This window comes from Streptomyces sp. NPDC060035, from assembly GCF_042736635.1.
Taxonomy (GTDB): domain Bacteria; phylum Actinomycetota; class Actinomycetes; order Streptomycetales; family Streptomycetaceae; genus Streptomyces.
Genome location: NZ_JBHWVO010000024.1, coordinates 17,075 through 40,034, shown reverse-complemented (window position 1 = coordinate 40,034; position 22,960 = coordinate 17,075). Strand labels below are relative to the sequence as shown.

Sequence of the window (22,960 nt, the reverse complement as noted above, 5' to 3'; positions counted from 1 at the left end):
GTCAGGCGTGGACGTTGAGGAAACGTGTGGGCTCGGTGAGGACCTGGGCGGCGTGGTCTAGGTCTGCGAGGCGTGTTGCGAGGGTTGCTTCTGCGAGGCGTTCGGGTAGGGCAGCGCTGAATTTGAGGCCGTTGAGGGCGCGAGGGTCGACCTCGGGCAGGCTGAGGCTGTCTGCAGCCTGCGATGTGGCTTCTTTCCACATCTGCGGAGTGAGGTCGGAGCGCAGTCGCACGTAGAGGTCGTTGCCGCGTTGGAGGGGGTCGGCGATGGGGGTCAGGGTGGCGGCTAGCGTGACGTTCGTACGGTGGCCGGCCCAGGTCCACCACCGCAGGTCCTTGCCCTCGCCATCGCGGATGATGAGATTGCCGCCGGGGTGGACGGTTTCTGTGCTTTCTTGGCGGAGCTGGGCGAGCGCTCCTTCGGCGCGTTTGGTGAACGCTATCGGCGGGTCTTCGCCGAGGAGGACCTTGCGGGCGGCACGGGCAAGTTCGAAGGAGGCCATGGGCAGTGCGCCGCTGTTCCACTTCGCTTTTCCGCCGCCGTCGACGGGTTCAACGAAGCATCGTTTGCGGTTCCAGTCGATGTAGGTGACCTGCCAGCTGCGTCCGGCGAGCAGCAGGCGTCGCGGTCCGGCGCACTCTTCGGTGAGGAGGGTGGGGTCGGTCTTGCCGATCTCGGTGCGCCCGTTGAGGACCGTGAATTCGGGTGCAGCGGTGAAGACGGCTGTGAGGTTCATGAAGTGCCGGTATCCGAAACGGCGTTCGGCCTCGGGGCCGATGAACAGCATCCCGCCGTCCTGGTCGAGGTAGCCCTCGCGGACCAGGTGGCGAACGATGGGCTCGGCGGCGGAGCCGAAGGGGCCGAGCCCGCCCCACCACTCCTGCCAGAGCCTGTCACCGATGCGGTGTTCCTGCAGGCACAGGGCAAGGATCTGTTGGGCGACGATGTGGCGTGGTTCGGGCGGGGGCACGACGGGTTCGACCCAGCCGCGGGACCACTGGAGCAGCAGGGCGGCAGCGGCGAGCAGGCCGCCCTCGTCGACGGCGAGGAAGAGGCAATTGCGCGTGGAGCCAGGGCGTCGTCCGGTGCGTCCGATGCGCTGGAGGAAGGAGGCAACGCTGCCGGGGGCGTCGATCTGGATGACACGGTCCAGGTCGCCGACGTCGATGCCCAGTTCGAGGGTGCTGGTGGAGACGATGACGCAGTCGCGGGCGTCGGCAAAAGCCTCCTCGGCGCGGCGTCGCTCGTCCACGGACAGGGAGGCGTGGGAGAGGAAGGTGGTGATGCCCTTGGCGCGGAGGCTCTCGCCGAGTTCTTCGACCTGACGTCGGGATTCGCAGAAGACCAGGCGCTTCTCACCTCGGTGGAGGGCGGCGATGATCGTGGCTGCGTTGGTCAGCGAGGCGACGTAGTCGAGTTGTACCTCGCCGGGAGGAGGCCCCGTCGGCGTTCCTGACGGCGGCTCGGGCTGAGCGCGCAGGTGTGGGGCGATGACTTGGGCGGGGCGGGTGCCAACGGCTGAGCCCTGGAGCCAGCTCAGGAGTTCCTTGGGGTTGCCGACGGTGGCCGACAGCCCGATGCGCTGCACGGGTCGTCCGGCGATGCGTTGCAGGCGTTCCAGGACGGCGAGGAGGTGCCAGCCGCGATCGTCGCCTGCGAAGGCGTGGACCTCGTCCACGACGACGGCGCGCAGGCCGCCGAAGAACGCGTAGTGGTCCACATTCACGCTCACCAGCATCGATTCCAGCGACTCCGGGGTCGTCAGTAGGATGTCGGGGCGCTGGCGGAGGATGGCTTTGCGTTTGGGCTGGGAGACGTCGCCATGCCACAGCGCGGCGGTGCGCCCGAGCCACGATGCGTATGTCTCAAGGCGTGGCAGCAGGTTGTTGAGTAGTGCCTTGAGCGGGCACACGTAGAGCACGGATGTGCCGGTCCAGTTCTCGGCAGCCATCCTGGACAGCAGGGGGAATGTGGCGGCCTCCGTCTTGCCGCCCGCGGTGGGGGCGAGCAGCACCGTGTCCGTTCCGGACAGCAGCGGGTCGATGGCCTCCTGCTGGAGCGGGCGCAGCGACGTCCAGCCGAGGGAATTGACGATGTGGTGCAGCAGTACGGTGTTGAGCCGGCTGACCGGGTCGTTCGGTTCGGCGCGAGTCACGTCAGGTCCAGCTCGATGTCGTCGGCACTCGATGCGGCGGCATTGCGTTCGATGTCGCTGAGCTCCGCGGAAGAGACGGTGAGGGCATAGTCCTTGCGTGGGTCGAAGTCCTTGAACTCGTCAACGCGATCGAGGACGTCAGCTACGAGCTTGCGCAGGAACAGTCGGGGCGCGACGCCGACATTGCCTCCGAGCCCGCCGGTGACCGCTGTGGCGAGCTGAGCGATGTAGACGTCGTCCACGGCGTCGGCGATCCGCTCGGGGTGGGTTGCCTGGCCGGCGTAGAGGTCGCGGGTGTTGCGTCCGAGCTCGCAGAGCCGGGTCAGGTCGAAGCCAGGCAGGCGCAGTTGCACGGCCCGCGGCGAGTCGAAGCGCGGGTCGGTCGAGAAGTCCGTGGCCAGGCGCTGCGCCAGCGGAGGCAGCCGCTGGATGCCCTGCTGCCCGTCGTAGAAGGCGGGGGTTCCAGTGATGACGAGGAACAGGCCGGGGAAGCGTCCGGCGTCGATCTCGTCCAGGAGCTGCCGTAGCGCGTTGAGGCCCTTTTCTCGGACGTCGCTGCGGACCCGCTGCAGTGTCTCGATCTCGTCCAGAACCACGAGGAGCCCTGGCTGGCCACAGTCCCTAAGGACGGCTAGCAGGCCCTGCAGGAAGCCGAGGGCGGCGAAGTGGTCCAGGTCGCCGCGCACTCCAGCGGAGCGCCGGGCAGCGGCGGCGACGGACTTCTGTCCACCGAGCCAGGCGATCAGCGCTTCGGCGGTGGGCGCGTCGCCTGCTGCGCGGGAGTGGTGGTAGCCGCGCAGGGCTGCGGCGAACGCCGGGGTGGACCGGGCGACGTCGACGAGGCGCTGTTCCATAAGGACGTCCACGGCCGTGGCGAGCGCGTCGGCGTCGTCCTCGTCGGTCTCGCCCGCGTCAAGGACCTCTTCCTCGAGGGTGAAGAACCAGGAGTCGATCACGGCTCGCAGCGCGCTCGGCGGGTGGGTGGCCGTGGTTAGGCGCTCGGTGAGGCGGCGGTAGACGGTCTCCAGTTTGTGCAGAGGCGTCTCGGTTTCCGAGATCTGGATCTCGGCGGTGGCCAGTCCGGCGCGCTTGGCGCGCTCGGCGAGCCAGCGGGCGAAGAAGGTTTTGCCGGAGCCGTACTCGCCGCGGACGGCATGGAAGGCGGCGCCGCCGCGCGCCACGGTGGCCAGGTCGTCGTCCAGGGCCCCGGAGAAGCGGTCCAGGCCGACGGCGAACAGGTCGAGTCCCGACTGCGGCACGGTGCCGCGCCGCAGTGCGTCCACGACCTCGCGTCGGCGGGCCGGGCTGACCGCAGAGACCGTGCTCATCTACGCCTTCACCCCGAACTGTTCCTTCAGCAGTGTGATGTCGAGTTTGACGCGTGCGCCCGCGTCGATGAGGCCGAGGACCGGGTAGCCCTCGACATTGAGCAACCGCTGCAGCGCCGCGACGAAGAATTCGGCGTTGCGCGGGGCCCGCCCGCCCGAGGACGCGGCGGCTGTGCTCACCGCGGCGAGCGAGAGCGTACCGTCTGCCGCGACGAGAGCGTCGATGACAGCAGAGACGGCCTTCCTCTCGGGACCCTTGCGGACGAACTGCTTCTGCGCCGCATAGACTCCGGTGTCCACGACCAGCGCACCGAGGGACGTTGACGTCGCAACGTTGCCGGCGTGGGTCGGCTCAGACTTCTTCCTCGCGACCGGTCCGGACTTCACGGTGGGCTGCGGTGCGGATGCATGCCCGCGGCCGGAGTCGTACCACCACTGCGGGGTGACCGTTTCCGGGGCCAACACCGACCAGCCGGCTGGCAGGATTTCCACTGACGGCAGTAGCACCAACACCGGCACGGTCATCTCTGCCAGAGCCGCGCCGCCGTGGTAGCCGGCTCTGCGGGGGGTATAGCGCTGGTCCTCCCGCCACAGCACGGTGACCGTGCCGCTGCCCTCCAGCACGCGCGGGCCGGCCAGCTGGACCTCGTCCTCACCGGGCTGCTCTGCGGGCCCGGCGATCCGCCAGCGCGCCGACTCGACGCCGTGGGCGGGCACAGGGCCTTCGGTGGTGCGGTCCAGGATGTGGCCGTGGTCGGCGACCAGTACCACCGGGCGTCCCTGGCCGCGCGCGGCGTCGAGCAGCTCGGACAGGTAGCGCACGCTGCCGACCGTCCAGTCGCCCCGAGAGTTCTCCTGACCATGGTCGAGCGCGTCGTCGATGGTGTTGAGGACCACGCCGACCACGCCGTCGCTTGCGAGGGCCGCGACGACCTCGGGCGCGAGCCGGTGCCCGGCCGGGCCGGGCAGGTCGGCCTTGTGGAACAGCACCGCCTCATGCCGCCGCTTGCGCCAGAACGCGACGAACCCGTCTTTCTCCACACTCTGACCGCCAGAAACCAGGCCGCCGGTGAGGAGCGTGGCGCGGCTGACAGTGGTGATCGACGGGATCGCGGCGACGGCGGCGGCCCGCCGGCCGGCATCCGGCGCGGCCTCCATCCAGCGCGGCGCGCCCAGTTCCTCACCGAGCTGGGTGGCGACCGCGCTGCTCATGCCGTCGAGAAGCAGGACCAACGGGGGTCGCTTCGCAGCGAGCGGCACAGCGACGCGCCGCAGCACGTCCTCCACCAGCAGCGCCCCGTCGGGAGCGGTGCTGGTGGCGTGCTGCGCCCAGGCCGCCAGGGCCTTGGCGAAGGTGCGGTCCAGGCGGTCACGGCGGGCACGGGCGGCGTCGTGGACCACTCGGTATGCCTCGTTGACGTGTGGGTCCGCTGCCCCGTCCCCCGCCCACAGCCGGTTCAGGGCACGGTCGGCCCAGCCCCAGTCGCCGAGGTGGGCGTGAACTGCTGCGCCCACCGCCCCGGAGCCGGATGCAAGACCGGCCTCCGGGGTCGTTAGCCAGCGCTCGAGGCGTACAGCCATCTCGGCGAGGTGTACCTGCTCGGAGAACAGCAGGGCCGCCAGGTGATGACTCTTCAACTGGTGCAGGGCGGCTTCACCTGCCGCAACTGTGCGCTGGTCGGGCGCCGGGGTGAGAGCGGCGGCGAGTGCCCTAAGCCGGGCGCGGAAGCCGGAGGGAAGGAATCCGCTGTCGGCGAGGGCCTCGCGCAGACCTGCCCGATCCGCCAAGCGGTCGGCCTGCTCCAAGACATCCAGAACTCGGGTGCGCGCCTCGGCACTTCGCGGACCACCCGCTGTGGCCTGGGTGACCCACCGGGCGAGGACGCCCTCCACGGCGAGGGTGTAGTGGCGCAGCTCGTCCGGCCGGAAGGGAACGGAACCGAACAAAGCTCCCACAGCCAGGGCTGCGTCCGCGGTGGCCCTCGGCCCTGTGAGGGCGGCGGCGACGATGCCTAGGGCCATCGCGTCTTCGCCGCGTCCGGCCTGCGCCAGGGCGAGCAGCAGGGGAGCCGAGTCGCCGACCGTGCGCTCCAGCCAGTTGGTCAGGCCAGCACGTTCCTCGACCTGCAGGTCCGCGAAGCGTGCCGGGCCGCCGGGGGAGCGGGACCAAGAAAGGAGGGCCTCCACATCGAGCGGCACAGCGTCGGTCGAAAGGCCGTCGCCCAGGCCGATCCGGGCGTGCACCAGGGCGAGCATGGCAGCGTCCAGGGTTAGCACGGAGCCCACGGGGAGCCATCCGCCGGCCGGCTCTGCGGCGAGCAGTGCGTCGGCGAGCCAGGGCTCGCGACGAATACGTGGGTCGACGTCCACCGCGCTGAAGCGCTGCTTGACGATCTCGACGCGGTCCACGGTGAGCAGGGAGCGGCCGATGGCCTCCCCGCGCAAGTCCAGCGGCATCGGCCGGGTGTCGGGAGCGTCGGTGGTGATGACGAGGACGTCGCGGCCACCAACGCCGTCGGCATGCCGGGCGAGATGGCTCTGCCAGGCGTCCACGATGCCGAGTACCGAAGACTGGTGGCTGACATGGACCCGGCGCTGTTCCGGATTACCGTCCACCGCCGTATCCGTGACGAGACGCGTGGTGAACTCACCCGGTGCGCCCTCGCGGTAACGGCCGCGAACCAGCACCAGACGAGAGCCCTTGGCGTGCGGGAGCGCAGTCCACAGCAGGGCTTCGACAGCACGCTGGTCGATTTCGGGGACCGTGGTCCCCGTACTCGCCTGGGTCATGACGCACCACCTTCCACTTCCTGCCAGCCGATCTCGATGGCGGTGCCGGGCTTGGCAGCCGTGTGGGAGCGGATCTGCTGGGCCAGTTCGGCCAGAACCTGCTCGAGCTCGGGCCCGAGACTGCCGGGACTGGTCGCGACGATCAGGCGGCGCCGCCGGGCGGGGGGAACGGCGGCGGCAGTGGGTGCTGCGGGCGCCTCGGGTGCTGGCTGCGCCTGAGCGGGTAGCGGGGGCTGGCCGTGGACGGTCAGGCTCACCTGGTCCGCACCCCGCGGGTCCGGAACAGACGCCGCCGTGGGTGACGGGGCGGGCGCGGGCGCGGCGAGGGCGTTCAGCCGCCCGGACTCGCTGATGATGTCCACAGCCCGGCTCTCGGCTCCGTTCAGCACCGGAGCCAGCTCCCGGTCGCGCTCCATGGCCGCAGCCGTCTCGGCGATCTCCGCAAGCAGCCGCTCTGCCCGGTCGGCAAGACCGTCACCCCGGCTGGTGAGGCCGCGCACGCTGTCGAGCAGCTGCCACTTGACGCGGTCCAGCGCGTCCAGCGTCTGCTGCGCCGAGGACATGGCCTTCGCCAGAGCGTCGTCCGCAGTGCGGTAGGCCAGTGCGGACAGCTCCCGCACGAGCGCGGTGGCGTCCTTGTGCCGGACAAGGCGGGCGATCAGGTCGGCGGCGTCGCGCACCGAGGTCTCGCGGGCGTTCTGCTCGTCCATCAGACCGAGAGCTACGCGGTGGTTGGCCAGGGACCGTCGCAGCCCATTGATGGCAGCCTCCCAGCCCTGCGCCTTCGCCCGGACCTTCGCCGCGAGGTCGTTGACGTTACGGGCGTAGCGAACCCGGGGCACGCTCTCCCCGAACAGCGCCGCGGCGCGCTCGTGCGCGGCCGTGAACTCCTGCTCACTGGGCAGTTCCTGCGCCCGCAGCGCCCACCCGGGGCCGATACGGTCCAGGTCGGGGGCCGCGGCCGAGGAGCCGTTGAAGACCCAGGAGCGGTCCGCGACCAGCACGTACACGGCAATCAGTAGATTGCTGACCGCCTTGTCAAGGCCGGTCCAGCCCAACTCGGCGACCCAGCGACGGATGTCCTCGACCTCGTAGTCGCCGGTGACACCCTGCGCAGTGGCGTGCTGCTCGATGCGGCGGCGCCATTCGGTGCCGACGTTCAGCGGCCCATCGTGGACCTCACCCAGCTCCAGGGGATGCACGATCCGCTTGACCAGCCCCAGCTGCTTGCTGTCCACGACGACGCGACGCGACCCGTCCTCCATGGCCCGCGCGATCCACCCGTAGACCGTCTTCAGCTCGCCAGCGGTGACGGGCTTCCGGGTCTCCTGAGGGTCGAAGTCCGGATGCTTGGGGTACAGCGCGGAGAACAGCCCGTCGGCGAGTTTGCCCAGGTTGTACGCGAAGGGCGCGCCGCCCTGCAGCTGCGGAGAGTGCCCCGGGTAGAGGGAGTACACGTGCAACCCGTCCGGGGTCTCCGCGCCGACGTTCGTCTCATCCACACTCGCGATCCCGTACAGCTGCCGCAGCACGTCGGTGAGCTGACTGGTAAGGGTGTCGCGCTGGGCCTCGAGCTGGTGCTTGACCCGGACCTGGTCGTCGGAGGGCAGATGGGCGGCGTAGCTGGCGAGCCGGTCCCGCTCCAGCAGGTACTGGATCTTCAGCAGGCGGCCGAGCTGCGCGGAGCGCTGCGGGGAGAAGAAGAAGGGCAGCCACACGACAGTGGCAGCTTCGAAGCCCTCCTGCCGCAGCCGCTGAATACGCGCGGTGTCATCGCTGGGATGTCCGTCGGACTCGTCGAAGGGATAGTCGACGACGAAGCGGACGCGGCCCTCGACGCTGGGCGAGAACTGCGTCGTCGGCATGGTCGCCGGCTCCTTGACATTCTCGAAGACGAACTCGGCGATGCGCTTGGTACCGCGCCACACCACCTCGTGCTCGCACACGAAGGCGCCCGTGTCGCGGACGCTCAGCGCTTCCCACAGCCGCTCTTTGACCCAGATGCGGCGCTGCCCGACGTTGTCCTTTTCGCCAACCGCGTCAAGGATCGGCTCGACGTCCAGGTCGGACAGATGGAGGGTGAACACCGGGTCGGCGTCATTGCCGTCGCTGCGAAGCTCGCCGGGGAACTCCGCCTGCAGCTCTCGGAGCCGACGCACCGCCAGCTCGCCCGGCGTCACGGCGCGGGAGCGCAGCGAGCCGTGGTTGAGTGCGGCCAGTCGTCCACCGGTGAGGCGGGTCAAGGCGGGGACTTCCGGGGAGAGGAAGCCGAGGAGGAGCGTCTTCACGAAGCGGTCGTCGGCACGATAGCCGGCATCCTCGATGGAGCCGTACTTCTGCAGGAGGAACGCCTGGACCTTGGTGTGGAAGCGGATCGCGGCCTCGGACTGGGCGCGCAGGCGGTCGGTGAACGCCTCGCCCAAACCGTCCGCGAGGACGTCCCACAGGTCGCCCAGGGGTATCAGGTCACCGAGCTTCATGTCCTCGCGGCGGCGGTAGAGCATCTCCTGGATGAGCTTCAGACCGGTGCGTTCGCGCTGCAGCGCCCCGGACAGAGCGACCAGGGTGTTCAGGAGGACGGGGGAGAGCGGGTAGAGCTCCTTGAAGTCCGCCCAGTCTGCGCGGGTCGCCCCGGCCGCATCTAGCAGCACCTCCCGGACAGCGGCGTCGGAGGACTCGACGGAGGCGAAGGCGCTGCCGAGGGCGGCGCGGGCGGCGTCGTCCTTGGGCTGGAGGACGCGCTCCTTGATGATCGCGGGAAGGTTGCGGTCCTCCAGGCTCACGACGTCGAACCGGCCGGCGAGGTAGCCGACCTGCTGCTCGAGGTTCTTCACGTCCGCGCCGACCACATCGGAGCCGACGAGCTGGGACAGGTCACGCTGCCGGGAGATGAACGACACGATCGGGACCGGCCGGTCGGTGTCGCTTGACTCGATCAGCTTGACGAGCTTGCTGACTTCGTCGTTGACCATCGCCTTCTCGGTGAGGTGCGCCTGCAGCCACAGGATCAGCTCGTCGAGGAAGAGGACGAGCCCGTCGTAGCCGAGGCTCTGCGCATGCCGGCTGATGACGGCGAGGCCGTTCTCCAGCGGCAGGAACGCGTTCTTGTCGCCCTGCGCGCCGCGGGCGTAGGACGCCATCGGACCGGAATCCGAGATCAGCGCCGAGATCAGCGCATTGCGCAGCTCATCGCCGGGAGCGGCGGCGAAAGCGTAGTCCAGGCTGGCGGATGTCCAGCCGGATTCGGGGGCGGCCTTCGCGTCCAGGTCGTCCAGGTCGCCGCCGTCGCTCGCGGCGCCCTGGGTAGCGGCGCCCGGGCCGGAGGGGTCACCGAGCCACTGGATGAACTTCGCGTCGTCCGCGAGGAAGTCGCGCTGCCGGCGGGCATCCGCGAGTGCGGCGTCCGCGCGGTAGACGGGTGGCACGGGCGCGCCGGGGTGCAGCCGCCGGACGGTGGCGACGTAACCGCCGAGCAGCGCCGAGTCGAGGGACGCGGCGCCGACCAGGTGGTACGGCACCATCAGGAACCGCTTCCTCGTCCCCTCCTGGGCCAACCAGTCTGCGTGCTCGGCGATGACCGCCTGCAGTTTCGGCTTGTCGCGGGCGACTGCCGCGCTGTCGTTGAGGATCGCGTGGAGGACGGTCAGGAAGTGGCTCTTTCCGGAGCCGAAGGAGCCGTGCAGGTAGGCGGCGTGAGAGGCGTTGTCGCGGACTGCCGCCTTGACGATGCCGAGGGACTTGCGGAACGCCTGTTCGAGCTGGTCGGTGACGACGTATTCGCGTACCCTCTGCCCGGACTCGCCGAAGCCGCCGGACAGTTCGACTTTGAAGTCCCCCGCGAGGACGGACTTGGGCAGGTTGAGGACGTCCTTCAGGTGGAGGGCGTCACTGGAGGAACTCATGGGCGGTGGTCTCCCTCTTCCCGCTCAGGCCGTCTGCGTGTCGGCGGCGGAGGTGTCGGTCTTCTTCGTGGCGCGTGGGGCGGCGGTCTTGCGGCCCCGGGTCTTCGGCGCGGGGCGCCAGGCCGCGAGTTGCTCGGCGGTCAGCCCGCGCTTTGTGCGCTCGGTGTCCAGGAACGTCCCGAACTCCTCGGCGGCGTTGCCGCCCCACTCCTCGTCGTCGGTGTCGAACCACTGGCGCACCCACGGCATCAGCTCGGCCAGCCCCGCGAGGAGCGGTGCTACTCGGTCGTTGCCCCAGCTCAGCTGGGAGGTGCGGTCCTTGACGAAGTTCACCAGTGCCTGGGCTTGGTCGCGGTGGTCCCAGCCGGCCCAGCCGAGCAGCAGGGTGGGGTCGGCGTCGGGGTTGGCCTCCGGGTAGGAGACGAACCGCTCCTTGGGGACGTCGAGCTTGCCGCGGTTGGACCAGTAGGAGGTCTTGGCGAAGTCGACGGAGCCGAACTTCGGCGGGGCGGGGATGTTCAGATGCTGGCCGGTCGCGTCCTCCTCCCGCTGGAGGTCCCAGACCTCCTCCCACTGGGCACGCTTGCGCAGGCCGCTGTCCTTGTAGCGGAGAGCAGCGAGGTAGGGGACGTGCTCAGTGTCGAGAGCCTCCGCCAGGACCCCTTCGAGCGACAGGTCGCGCTTGCCGAGGTGGTCGGAGGCGTAGAGCGCGGAGACGGCCAGCACGTCGGGGTCGAGCTTGGCGAGCTCGTCGGCAAGCTGGCTGACCGTGAGCGGACGGGGCTGCTCGAAGCCGTCACGAAGCGCAAACCACAGGCGACGGTCTTCGGCGCGCTTGAGCAACCAGGTTCGAAGGGCTTCCCTCTCCCGCTTCTCCCACGGCTCCGATGCCCAGCGCCGCTTGCACTCCGTACGCTCGATCAGCGCGATGTCCTTGCGCTTCTCGATCACGTCAATGCGGTTCTGGACGATGGTCCGATACCAGTCGGGCCAGTGGGCGGGGATCTCTGTGATGGGTGTCGAGTGGTGGCGACTGAACCACGCCGTCTCCAGCTCCCCAGCGGCAACCTTGCGTGCGAGAACGAATTCAAAGGCTCGCTCACCGAGCTTGACGGGCGGGACGGCATCGATGTCGGGAGCAGTCAGACGATGATCGTTTGTCCCGTTCAGCTGCACAAGACCGTAAGCACCGTAGACTTCCCAGTCGAGCTCTTCCTGAAGCGCGATCATGCACTCACGGGTGGCGGTGTGGGCGGCGCGGCCGGCGTCCAGTGCGGCGCGGGTTGGCGACCCGCCGGAGGTGCAGACAGCGGCACTGTCGTACGTATCGAGTTCTTGCGCTGCGTTGTCGAGTGCGCGACCAAGGGTGAGCGGAAGATTCGAAGGAAGCGGGAATTGCCCTACTTTGCTCGAATTAAAGGCAAATCGATGCTCCCACATTTCATCGGAGATCCCGCCACCAATCCCCCCATTGCCCTTATCGAAGCATACCTGCTTCAGCCAAAAAGCAGCAGTCGATGAGTTGAGCAACCCGAGCAACTCCTGATGTTCACTTTCGGTAGCACTCTCTGGCAGCTTGATCACGGGGGCAGTCTGACTGAATAGACTTCCACCCCTGTCTAATGCGAAGTGATTGTGTGTTGAAACCTCTGCGAATGTGATTGTCAGTGGCGATTGGAGCTTCTCTCTATAGAGCTCGCGATACTCATACCATGCAAGCGAGGGGATTTTTTCCATTGATATCCCGAATCGCTTTCGCAGTTGCAAGATCCGGCGATTTGGCCACGCGAAGCGATGAAATCCCGGGAATGCCGATAGTGGCCTTCTAGTCAGATTCCCCGCGTAGGGCCAAGCGACCGATTTGGCCGGTGCGGCGTAGTCTCGCACGGTGACGCCGGTAACCATTGGAGAAGTTGCTTCCAGGGCTTTACGGTCAGCCGTTGACTTATTGAGAAAGAACGCTTCATCCTCTCCCGTGATCGCAACAAACCCCATCAGCGCGGCTCGTGAGGCGAGCAGTCGTACTGCCTGAATATTAATTGCTTCGAGAGTCTCGTTGCTTCCTCCACCGCTGAGCGACCACGGGTGGGTAGCGAAGCGGGACCGGGCGGAGTCTTCGGTCGAGATCCATTCGGATTCACTCCACGGTTGGTCAACCTGTTGGACAATCGCCTTCCAAACTGCACCAGAAGCGGGCTCCTTCGGCTGAGATGGCTCACCGCGCACGCCCAGCACTGCTCGCACTGGCTCACTCTGTCGAGGGATATGGCAACGTCCTACAAGGATCACCGTGGGCGTTCCGTGCCCAGGAATGTATGCACCAGACGTATCAATAATGTGCGTAAAGTGGATGCCTGTGCGATCGCTCGGGAAGAAGTCTTCGATCAATTTCTTCCCGAACTCACGCTTCATGAAGGAGTTCGCAGTGATTTGGCCGACATAGCCCGCCGACCTATCTGCACCCGTGGTTCGGATCGCCAACTGGAAAAGTCGCTCCGCGAAGGGCACGGAGAGTGCGTATTCTCGTGAACAGGAGGGATACGCCCTACGATAGTTCTCGTTTTCTTGCTTGTCCTTCACGGTGATGTAAGGTGGGTTCCCCACAACCACGTGATACGTCGACACTCCCAGCAGGTCGCACCGCTCCACGTATTCTTTGACGTCTTCCGTCTGGTAGGCGAACGCCTTACCGTCTGACAGTAGGTCGCCCTGGATACCCGCCGAACCGCGCCCGTGAAGTAGCGAGTCGCCCGTTGCCACATTGATCGGGAACGCCGGAGCCTGGTCGAGCCGCTTCGTTCCGCTTGCCTGGAGAGCCGCGATCAGCAGTCGGAATCGCGCGATCGACACGGCGAACGGGTTTTTGTCGCAGCCGTGCACGGATTCTGAGGTGCGGCGGATCAGGTCCCAGACATCCGTACCCGGCTCGGCCACCCTCCACTTTGCCAGTAGTCGCTTGAATATGCCCAGCAGGAAGTGCCCGGACCCGCATGCCGGGTCAATCGTTCGCAAGCCCTTGCGTCTCTCGCCGACGACCGTCACTGGCTCAAGCCCGAACTCACGAACCGCGGGTTCCAACGTCAGGTCGAGGATGAACTCCTCTACAAACTCAGGCGTCTGCAGTAGCGCGTAGGTCTTCCGCGCATGCTCGCTCAGGTCCTGGTACAGGTCACCCAGGAACCGCGTGCTCAGCCCCTCGTGCTCGACGACGCCGTCCTCGCCCACCACCAGGTCGTCGGTGAAGTCGTGCACGATTTCACCATCCGGTCCGCGTCGCCGCCAGAACTTCAGCAGCGCGCTTGCCGCCTCGTAGGACGGTTCCAGTTCCCACAGCGGGTTGTGCGCGCGATCGAGTAACCCGGCCACCGCCGGATTGCTCGCTGCCAGCGACTCGAAGGCGTGAATCAGCCAGTCGCGGTCGTTCTTCTCCGGGTATAGCCGGAAGTACTCCGTGTCGCGGTCCTCGGCGTCCTTCAGGCCTTCGCCAGGGCCGGCCAGGAACGGGTCGGCGATCAGCCGGTTGTCCTCGCAGAAGCGGACGAACACGCACGCCAGCACCCACGCCGCCGCGACCTGTGTGATCCGCTCGTCCCGCCACGCCCCGTACATCGCCGCCGTGCGCTTGGCCTCCCGCGCCTGCGCGTACTCGGCCTCCAGCTTGGCCTTGTACTCCGCTACGACCTCGCTACGCGCGCGCAGGTCGTCCTCAAGTGCCTTCACCTGCTTGCGCAGGTCCTTCAGCAGCTCCGTCTGGTTCACGCCACGCCCGGACACTCGCCCGACCCCTCTTCGTCTCCATTGACCACGACAGCAACACCACCCCCCCCGGGTGGTGGTCGCTCAGCCGACCAGCGGTTGCGCCGCGTCGGCCCTCAAGGTGTCGAGGAATGACCGTTCCAGCACCACCCGCTCGGCTTCCCCCAGTACCTCCACCGTGCGTCTGTCGAGGTGGGATGCTCCGCGTGGGGACTCCGACGGGCACAGCAGCCACAGGCCATGCGGGCTCGTCCCGCCACGCCGTGCGGCGTTTTGCAGGTCGACGAGCGTCTCGCGTCCGCCCGCCTCCCAGAACCGCGCGAGCAGGCCGGCCGAATGCACGAACACCATTTCGCCTTGCCGCTCTCGGGCGGTCTCCGCCATCCGTTCACCGACCCGGGGCCACACCCGTGAGACGTACGAGCGCAGGCCCCCGGGCAGCTCGCCCGAGCGCGTGAAGGTGGTGTCCGCGCCGAGCACCTTCGTCCAGTCCGTCCCGCGTTCGCCCGCGAGCGCGCGGAACTCCGCCAGGAACACTTGGGCGAGGTTCACCGGCACCACCGGGAAGGCCCCGGCCACTGCCTCGGCCGCGCCCGCGAGGTATTTGAGGTGCACGTTCAGGGCCATAAAGCCGCCGCGCTCGACCGCTCCTCGCAGCTTTCCTGCCAGCAGTGGGTCGGGGTCACGTCCGGCCGCTGCCGCACCGATCGCCGCGCCGCGAGCGGCGGTCACCGTGCCCGTGGACGACCGGCTGCGCAGCTGGGTTCCATTCACCGAGGGTGCGGGCGGCCGGAAGCAGTGCGCGGCGGAGTCGTATTCCAGCGGGAAGTCCGCCTTCTTCAAGGCGTCCTCGACCGTGACGTGGGTGGGCGCGCCGAAGTCCAGCTCGGGGAAGCGGTAACGGACCTTGGCGAGCAGGTCCTCGACCGTGATGCCCAGTTCGCGCCGGACGCCCGCAGGGGCTTGGGAGATGCGCAGTGCCCGGTCCAGGGCGAGGTCGCGGGGGTAGAGCTCCAGTCTGGGCGACGCCGCTGCCTTCGCCGCGCCCGCCGCGGCCAGGGCGACCAGGCGGGTCTCGGCGAGCGGCGCCATGCCTTCAGGCGTGGGGACGGCGCGCAGGTCGCGCACGACCGAGGCACGTCCCGGCAGGGGATCAAAGGCCGCTAGTTCGTCGGCCTTCGCGCCCAGTCTGGCGGCGTAGTCGGCTAGGTCGGGGGCGCTGGGTGCGTCCGAACCCGGGAGCGACTCCAGGGCGACGAGCACCCGCTCGCCGCGGCGCAGCACCGCCAGCCGCGGCTGGTGTTCCTCGTCCCGGCCGTCGGGCAGGGCCTCGGCCTCCACGGCGGCACGGACGACGGCGAGTGCCTTGGCCAGGGTTCGCGCCGGGGTGTCGACACCGGCGCCGTGATGGACACGCAGTTCGACGGCGAGTTCCTGAGCGGTCATGACTCGGCCGCCCGCGTCCAGGACGGCGACGAGCTCGTCGCGTATGTGCTGCAACCACCCGGTCGCCGCCCACTCTTTGATGGCGGCGACGTGGTGCCGCGAGACGGTGGGCTGCGCGGCTCCCAGGGCGCCGGCAATAGCGACCTGAGTGGGCCAGGATGCGAGCTTCCCCTCCCACGGATCGGGCTCGGGGCCGTCGCCCGGCAGGCCGAGAGTCGCGCGCAGCACCTCGGACTTGCTGGAATTGGCGCGGGTGGGTCCGGGTGCGAGCAGCGCGGCGAGCTGGTCGACGGACCCGCGTGCGGTCATCTGGTCGATGACCTGTGCGTCCGTCTCGGAGGTCGCTGCGGCCGACTTCCCGGACGGGCTCACGGCCTTGACGGCTGTGCCAGTCTGGCGTGCACCTGGTCCTGCCGCCTCGGACGTGGCCTTGCGACGCAGCGCCGCAGTCCACTGCTTGTGACGACGCTTCAGCTCATTGCGGATGAGCACGCCCGCGCCCCGGGCCTGGGAGAAACGGTGCAGTGGCACGGCCACCAGTTCGCCGACCGTACTCGCGCCCAGGTCGGCGGCGACGGCGACAGCCCGCGGGGACAGTCCGGCGGCGATCAGCTCGGTCTTCGCCTCGGCCGCCAGCGCCGCCGCGTCCCGGATCTCCTGCAGGGTGTCGGCGTCCGTCGAGGCTGTGGCAGGGGTGGTGGCGGGCGGTACGGCATCGGCGTGGGTGAACAGCTCCCGCCAGGCCGCGCTCATCTGTTTGAGGGAGTCGAAGCGGCGGGCGGTGTCGCGGTGCAGTGCGCGGGCAAAAAACGCAGTCAGAACCTCGCGCAGGCCGGGCTCGAACAGGTCCTCGGCGAGTGCCGGGTTCGCGTCGCTGGTCGTGCGCGGGTCGCCGGTACCGTCGCCCCAGACGGGGCGCTCGCCGCTGGCCATCTCATGCAGCGTGATAGCGGCAGCGTAGTGCTCGGCGTAGTCGTCGTACTCGCGACGGTGCCCGTGGTCGAGGAACGGATCCAGGTAGCCCTTCGTGCCCGCCTTGAGGTCACGGTCAGGGACGTCGGCCAGAGAGAAGTCGAACAGCATCAGGTGCTCGCGGGCGTCCGCGCCGCGCTGGACACCGAGGTTGTCGGGTTTTATGTCTCGGTGGCGGACGCCCTTGGCGGTGAGCTCCTCCAGTGCCTTGAAGAGGTCCTCGCCGAAGCTCTCCAGGTCGTCGTAGGTGAGGCGGCCCTGGCCGCGCAGGCGCTGGGCGAGGGACTGCTCGCCTGCGTACTCCAGCTCGAGGACGGTTCGCCCGCCCAGCGTGCGCGGGCCGTCGAGCAGCCGGACGATGCGGCCGCCGCCCACCTGCTTGAGTGCCGCTGCCTCGGCATGCAGCCGGGAGTCCTTCTCAGCATCCAGGGAGACCTTGAGTACCCGGGGCTGCGGGGCCCCTGCTCCGGCCTCGGGGTCGCCCTGCACCAGTAGGGCGCGGGCCGTCGCGCCGCTCCCCAATATCCGGACCACGGTCCACTCGACGTCGAGGGCCTGGCCGGGAGCCGCCGTGAGCGGGTCGGCCTCGGCCGTGGCCGCCTGGGCGTTGACGTCCTGCTCAGCTGAGTCGAGCTGCTTGAGAAAGGCATCGACGGAAGCCAGACGGTCAGCAGCGTCGCCGCGGGTGGCCTGATAGACGAGTTCATCCAGGGAAGCAGCGATGCTGTCGCTGACTGCGTAGGGGTGCAGGCCGCCGTCAGCACCCAGCCGGGCCATCAGCTCGCTACGGCGGGCGGCAGGGGCGGTGCCGGTGAGGATGAGGTAGGCGACCGCGCCCAGGCCGAAGACGTCGAGTTCGACCGGGTCCGCGTACTCCTCGTCGAAGCCAGGGGCGAGATACACCTCGGCGGCGTCCTGGATGTGCTCCCCGCCCAGCGGGCTGTTGCCCAGTGACCTCAGCGAGGTGGCTTCGAAATCGCGCGCAGCGCTCTGCCAGTCGGTGATGCGCAAGACCGGCTGCTCGCCGCCGGGCCGCGCGGTGACGTAGATCGATCGGGCGGCCAGTGCACGGTGGTAGAGGCTGCGGCGGTGGGCGTAGCGCAGTGCATCTGCGAGTTGACGGACAATGTTGCGCCGGGTCTCGTCGTTGAGCCGGGCGCCGTGCGCGGCAAGGTAGTCATCCAGCCGCAGGTCGTCATGGCGATGGCGGAACAGGATAGCCGGACCGCCCTGGTGCTCGCGGAAGTCGACCGCCTGGGCAATGCCAGGGTGCGCCATGCCCTGAAGGACCTGGTACTCGCGCAGCGCGGCGCGCTCGGTGGAACGACGGGCCGCCTCGGTGGCCTGCAGCTCTACCAAGTAGACGCGGACTCGGCCCTCCTCGTGGACCAGGCCCTCGCGCTTGGCAAGGCGGTCCTCCCAAGTGTCGCCGGCGTCAAGAGGGCGCGACGCCAGTCGCCAGTCACCGAAATCGAGGTGTGCAGTGGAGGCCCGCACGCCGATCTTGCGCATCAGCTCGTCGAGGTGGCGCGCGAACTCCGCGGTGATGCGTTGCTCCTCCCGCTGCGGGGGCGCGCCGAGCAAGTCCTGCCAGATGCCGGGCAGACCGCTGGCGCTGCCGTCGCGCCCGTAGACACGGATGCGCTGTACCTCATCGAGCTGGCTGACCAGCCCGGGGTCAGAGAGGAAGACGGCAGGCTCGACGCGCGGGATGCGCAGACGCGGATAGAGCTGACGGGCGGCCCATAACAGCTGCCCCTTGAGCTCCTTGGACTTGAGGTCGGTCAGGTGTAGGGGATTGGAGATGGTGCGGGTCTTGTCGCTACCCCGGAAGGACCAGGTGGAGCCGTTGTTGACGAGGCGTCCGGGGTGGGCTTTGAGCTCTACCAGGTAAAGGCCGCGCGGGACGGCTATGAACAGGTCGCACTCATTGACGCGCCCGGAGGAGGCGGTGAAGGAGAACGTGGCCCAGGCGCGGTAGGGCTCTGTCTGCGGCATGAGCCGCTTGATGTGGTCGAGGGCGTCCTGCTCCCAGGGGAACGGGGAGGTGCGGGTTTGATGCCATCGCTGGACTTTGGGTGGGGCGGGCTTTGGTCCTGGCTTCGGTTGGAGGGATGCCGATCCGTTGGCTGCCGCCACCGACGTTCACCACGCCTTTCCATGTCCTGTCTGCTAACTCGTCGCAGGGTGCGGATCTTCAGACAGCCTGATTATGAGGTAATAGCCGCCTTGCCCAAGTCGACCACCGTATCCCCAACATGCTTTCCCAGCATGCCAGTTCGAGAGGTCTATGCAGAGGGTGGGGCTCATTGGTGCGACCATTCACGTTCTTGCGGTGTTCGCCTAAACAAGCCCGACCCCTGGAGGGCGCATCGAACATCGATGGAGAAGCATCACCGAGTCTCCCCGTCAGTGCAGCTAGTGTGAAGATCGTAGTGGATCTGTGTGGCCTGCGGCAGGGGGTCTCCCATATGCGTGCCGGCCCAGTGGCTGCCGGTGAACCTGCGTCCCACGTCTGACGCGAGCGCGGCACCGCGTGCCCGAGCCTCTGCGGCCCGTTCCGTTCATATTTGTCCTGTTGTGCGTGGAGCGCCGGGGCGGTGCCTTGTGCGGGGTGGAACCGGGGGTGTCGCGGGTGTACGCGCGCGAGGCATACGTCGATGTGACCAGGGCGACAGACCAGGACGCAGTCCTAAGCGAGGTCGTCGGGCGCTGGTCGGGGACTGGCGCGACGAGACCTCCGTGCCGCTAGGGCCCTCCTGACGCTCACCGGGGCGCTGCGGGCCACCGGAGGCCCGTATCGAGGGCACGGACGCCGTGCTGATCGCCTTCGAGTTCGGCTACCTCGGTGGCTCGCTCGCTGAGCGCACCGGCGACCGGCTGGAGGCGGCGTACGTACAGTCCCGCGAGCACCGGATGCCGGCGTGCCGCTGATCGCGACGGCTGGCAGCCGGATACAGGAGGGCATGGTCCGCGTTCACCCAACTCCAGCGTGTGGCCCGGCAGTCCGTGCCCACCCGGGAGGCCGGCCTGCCGCAGATCGCCGTAACTGCGGGACGGCTACGCAGAGCTGCTGCCCGTTCTGCTCAACCTGCTGGCGGCGAAGACGTCGGTAGACGGATTGCCCACGCAGATGACCCACCAGCAGAGAACCGATCGTGCACGCGAGTTGGCGCGGGCACGAATCAGCGACCAGCGTCCCCTCCCGTGATCAGTACAAGGGGAGTAATCGAAGGATGCAGAAGCATTCCCAGCGGGGAGGGGCGCCGCATGCTTTGGGCTGATGCACCCTCATCAGCTCTTGCGGGTGTCGGTCAGCTTTCGACTTCGGTTTTGTCGCCGCCCCAGAGGGTGTGGAAGGCGCCGTCGCGGTCGATGCGGTGGTAGGTGTGTGCGCCGAAGTAGTCGCGCTGGCCTTGAGTGAGGGCGGCGGGGAGGCGTTCGGCGCGCAGGGAGTCGTAGTAGGCGAGGGTGGCGGCGAACGCGGGGGTGGGGACGCCCTGGGTGACGGCGGTGGCGATCACGGTGCGCCAGTCGTTCTGTGCGGCGGCGATCTCTTCGGCGAAGCTCTTGTCGGAGAGGAGGCTCGCCATCTGAGGCTGGGCTTCGTAGGCGCTGGTGATTCTGTCGAGGAACGCGGCCCGGATGATGCATCCGCCGCGCCAGATCGCGGCGACCTTGCCGAGGTCGATGTTCCAGTCGTATTGCTCGCTGCCGGCCGCGATCTCGTGGAAGCCCTGGGTGTAGGCGACGATCTTCGAGGCATAGAGTGCCTGCTCGACCTGGTCGGCGAATGCCGCCGCCTCGTCCTCGCCGAGCTTGCGGGCGGTCGGTCCGGCGAGGTGGCGTGAGGCATCACGGAGGGCCGCGTGGCCGGAGACGGAGCGGGCGAAGACGGCCTCGGCGATGCCAGAGACGGGAACGCCCAGGTCGAGGGCGATCTGCACGGTCCAGCGGCCGGTGCCCTTCTGCTCCGCCTGGTCGAGCACGACATCCACAAAGGGCTTACCGGTCGCCGCATCGACATGCGAGAGCACTTCTGCGGTGATCTCGATGAGGTAGGAGTCCAGGCGCCCGGTGTTCCAGGCGCGGAAGGTGTCCGCGATCTGCGCGGGGGAGTATCCGGCCACGTCGCGGAGCAGCTGGTACGCCTCGCCGATGAGCTGCATGTCCGCGTACTCAATGCCGTTGTGTGTCATTTTTACAAAGTGTCCGGCGCCGTCAGGGCCAATATGCGTGACGCACGGGGCGCCATCCTTGGCTTTCGCGGAGATCTTTTCCAGCATCGGCCCAAGTGAGTCATAGGATTCTTTGCTGCCGCCTGGCATGATGCTCGGTCCGTTGAGCGCTCCTTCCTCGCCGCCGGAGACGCCGGTGCCGACGAAGTGGATGCCGTGCTCGCGCAACTTTTGCTCTCGGCGGCGCGTGTCTGCGAAGTGCGCGTTGCCTCCGTCGATGATCACATCGCCGGGTTCCAGGAGAGGCGTGAACTCCGCGATCACCGCGTCCGTGGCCTGTCCGGCCTTCACCATGACAACCAGGCGTCGTGGCCTTTCCAAGGCTGCCACGAAATCCTCGGGACTCTCGGTCGCGACGAAATCACCCTCATCGCCAAACTGTTCGACGAGTTCGTGGGTGCGAGCGGCCGTGCGGTTGTGCACAGCAACGGTGTATCCGTTGCGTGCGAAATTCCGGGCCAGGTTGCGCCCCATGACGGCAAGTCCAGTGACACCGATCTGCGCTGTACTGCTCATTGTGGCTCTGCCTACTTCCGGTTTCGTGGTCTTCGGCAGTTCGGTCGACCGCCATGGTGGAACGGGCTACCGAGCTTACGAGGTACAGACGATCGCGGGCTGGGGGGCTGTCATAGTGTCGCCGATGTTCCCCGGATGGTCGGCGGCGCTCTGTGACACGACCGTTCGGTCCGTGCGGAGCGCGGTCTGGCCCGCGCGTCACGTTAAGGCCTGTTCGGAGACGCGTAGGCGCGCGTTTTGTCGGCACCAAGTAGTGGTGATCTCTGCGGGGCGAATCGCAAGGCGATGTCGCGGTCGTGGGCAGGCCGGTGCCCGTGCAGATCGTCCGGACCCCCGTACTTCGTCGGCTGCGTCTACCTTCAAGGTGGGGGTGACTTGGTGCGGCCGAAGAGGGCGTGTATACCGTACGTCGGACCATGTGAGGAGACAGTGAATGGAGCGTTGTTACATCGGAGTCGCTACCGCAGCGGTCTATCTCGACATGACGGAACGTTGGATGTACCGAAGAGTCCCGAAGGCACGGCATCCCTAGGTACTACTTCGGGGGCAAGCTGAAGTTCAAGGTGGCCGACCTGGACCGGTGGGCCCAACAGCAGAAGACCGCATGAAGGGCCGGGCATAAGCCCGGCCCTTCGTCTTTAAGTGCTTCACAGTCCCTCGTTGAGGAGCCTAGCCGCCCGACCTACCGAGGCCGGCATGAGGTGGCGGTAGATCCTGAAAGTCATGTTGATGTTGCTGTGCCCCATCCACTCTGCGACGTCGGTGATCGGAACACCCTTGGAGAGGCAGTTCGAGGCGAAGAAGTGTCGCAGTGAATACGGGTTGAGCTTTCGGGTGATGCCAGCCTTCTTCCTCGCTGACCACCACTGGTACTGCATAGTTGAGTGTCCCCAGTGCAAGGATCGTTGTGTGCGGATGAGGTAGCCATTCTCCTCCACTCCCTTGTTCTCCGCAAAGGTGAGAACCGAGTCGCGCACGGTGGCCGGCAGCGGAGACTCGCGGAACTCTCCTGGCTTTCGGTGCTTGAGGCGCGCGGTTCGGCGTGTCCTGCCATCGATCTGCTCGGTGATGCGGTACACGTCGTCAGCCACAAGACGTTCCAGGTTCGCGGCGTAGGCTTCCCCGTTGCGTAGTCCACAGCCGTGCATGAGATCGATGACCAAACGCAGCTCCTCGCTCCCTTCCTCCTTGAGCGCGCGGATCTCGTCCAAGGTAGGGATGGTGATCTTGCGTGGGATGTACTCGGGGGAGACGACGCCAACGAACGGGTCCTCCGCTATGCCTCCACGGCGATAGGCATCCAGCAAGATCTTCTTGAGGGTGTCGTAGGCGTTCTGCTGGGCGCCCAAACCGACCGACCGCTCTTCCATCGACATGATGAAGTCGTCGATCACCGTTGAGGTGAAGGTATTGACCCGACGGGATTCCAGGACGGGGAGTACCTGACTCTTCAGGACCTGGTTCACCGTGCGGACGCTGCCAGACGTGTAGTGACGCTGCCGGGCCAGCCATGAGGCCGCGTACGGACCGAATCGGTGCCGGCCTATCTCGCGCTGGGACGCGGCCTGCCGCTCTGGTGTGCGGCGCTTCTCATTGTAGACCTTGGTCAGGCGGTCGAGGGCGTCCTGCTGGGTGGTGAACCCAGTCTCTTCACGCTGACGGCCCGTCCCGTCGCGGTATCGGACGACGTACGGATGTGCGCAGCGGTTCTGACGGGTGCAGCGGCAGTTCTTGAAGAAGCTGCCCATGCCGCGAACGAGCGGGGTTGCCATGGTGCGCGTTTCCTGACTCATGCTGGGTGTTTGCTGACTGGGCACCCGTGAGCATGGCCCTGAACTGCGGCTTCGCCAAACTACG

At 67.7% G+C, this 22,960-nt stretch carries 8 protein-coding genes and 1 pseudogene; 1 reads left to right on the top strand and 8 read right to left on the bottom strand.

The annotated features are described in order from the left end of the window. Window position 1: 1 nt before the first annotated feature. The 6 genes from ACFWBQ_RS29840 to pglW form a co-directional block, all read right to left on the bottom strand. On the bottom strand, window positions 2-2,155 hold the full coding sequence (locus ACFWBQ_RS29840; RefSeq protein WP_385502484.1) for a DEAD/DEAH box helicase: 2,154 nt from the start codon (window positions 2,153-2,155) through the stop codon (window positions 2-4). Beyond that, a complete protein-coding gene (gene brxD, locus ACFWBQ_RS29835) occupies window positions 2,152-3,483 on the bottom strand; it encodes a BREX system ATP-binding protein BrxD (protein WP_385502478.1) in 1,332 nt (443 codons plus the stop codon). The genes ACFWBQ_RS29840 and brxD overlap by 4 nt, the downstream gene beginning before the upstream one ends. Continuing rightward, complete coding sequence (gene pglZ / locus ACFWBQ_RS29830) at window positions 3,484-6,273, bottom strand: BREX-2 system phosphatase PglZ (protein ID WP_385502476.1); 2,790 nt, start codon at window positions 6,271-6,273, stop codon at window positions 3,484-3,486. Further along, window positions 6,270-10,175: a PglY protein gene (locus ACFWBQ_RS29825; RefSeq protein WP_385502471.1), complete on the bottom strand. Its 3,906-nt coding sequence runs from the start codon at window positions 10,173-10,175 to the stop codon at window positions 6,270-6,272. Before ACFWBQ_RS29825 ends, pglZ begins: the two co-directional genes overlap by 4 nt. Window positions 10,176-10,199: 24 nt before the next feature. Then, window positions 10,200-13,934: a BREX-2 system adenine-specific DNA-methyltransferase PglX gene (gene pglX / locus ACFWBQ_RS29820; RefSeq protein ID WP_385502466.1), complete on the bottom strand. Its 3,735-nt coding sequence runs from the start codon at window positions 13,932-13,934 to the stop codon at window positions 10,200-10,202. A gap of 81 nt (window positions 13,935-14,015) precedes the next feature. Then, window positions 14,016-18,488 carry a BREX system serine/threonine kinase PglW gene (gene pglW, locus ACFWBQ_RS29815; protein WP_385502458.1) on the bottom strand — a complete coding sequence of 1,491 codons (4,473 nt, stop codon included), beginning with the start codon at window positions 18,486-18,488 and terminating at the stop codon, window positions 14,016-14,018. Window positions 18,489-19,139: 651 nt separating this feature from the next. Here pglW and ACFWBQ_RS29810 point away from each other — a divergent pair. Continuing rightward, window positions 19,140-19,397 (top strand): annotated as a pseudogene (locus ACFWBQ_RS29810) (carboxyl transferase domain-containing protein); the annotation flags it as partial. Window positions 19,398-19,663: 266 nt separating this feature from the next. Here ACFWBQ_RS29810 and gndA read toward each other — a convergent pair. Next, on the bottom strand, window positions 19,664-21,103 hold the full coding sequence (gndA, locus tag ACFWBQ_RS29805) for an NADP-dependent phosphogluconate dehydrogenase (protein WP_385502453.1): 1,440 nt from the start codon (window positions 21,101-21,103) through the stop codon (window positions 19,664-19,666). A gap of 647 nt (window positions 21,104-21,750) precedes the next feature. Next, window positions 21,751-22,896, bottom strand: a complete 1,146-nt coding sequence (locus ACFWBQ_RS29800) for a tyrosine-type recombinase/integrase (protein WP_385502447.1) — start codon at window positions 22,894-22,896, stop codon at window positions 21,751-21,753. Window positions 22,897-22,960: the final 64 nt, after the last annotated feature.

Excerpts from the sequence above, each read along its gene's own strand:
- brxD (WP_385502478.1), bottom strand. The coding sequence starts at position 3,483 with ATGAGCACGGTCTCTGCGGTCAGCCCGGCCCGCCGACGCGAGGTCGTG.
- pglZ (WP_385502476.1), bottom strand. The coding sequence starts at position 6,273 with ATGACCCAGGCGAGTACGGGGACCACGGTCCCCGAAATCGACCAGCGT.
- ACFWBQ_RS29825 (WP_385502471.1), bottom strand. The coding sequence starts at position 10,175 with ATGAGTTCCTCCAGTGACGCCCTCCACCTGAAGGACGTCCTCAACCTG.
- gndA (WP_385502453.1), bottom strand. The coding sequence starts at position 21,103 with ATGAGCAGTACAGCGCAGATCGGTGTCACTGGACTTGCCGTCATGGGG.
- ACFWBQ_RS29800 (WP_385502447.1), bottom strand. The coding sequence starts at position 22,896 with ATGAGTCAGGAAACGCGCACCATGGCAACCCCGCTCGTTCGCGGCATG.